Genomic DNA, 263 nt, shown 5'->3' on the forward strand with positions numbered 1-263 from the left:
GTGTTCTTCGTGTAATAGAAAGGTTTATTTATAAGCGTTCGAAGCGGATTGTCGTTTTGCTGCCGGAAGCTTGGCGATATATCGTGCCGCTTGGTATCCCTAGCGAGAAAATTTTCTGGTTGCCTAATGGTGTCGATTTAGAGGGGTTCGAGTTTTATCCGCTAGCTCACGAAAAAACCAAGCAGCATTTTGAGCTTATGTACTTTGGTGCGCATGGGCAGGCAAATGGCTTGGAGAGTGTGCTTGAGGCAATGCATATTTTG

1 pseudogene is annotated in these 263 nt (G+C 45.2%); it reads left to right on the forward strand.

Annotated features, from left to right (window positions below):
- Window positions 1-56: 56 nt before the first annotated feature.
- Window positions 57-263, forward strand: a pseudogene (locus SB717_RS36820) (glycosyltransferase family 4 protein); the annotation flags it as partial.

The organism is Priestia sp. SIMBA_032, from assembly GCF_046535215.1.
Classification (GTDB): domain Bacteria; phylum Bacillota; class Bacilli; order Bacillales; family Bacillaceae_H; genus Priestia; species Priestia aryabhattai.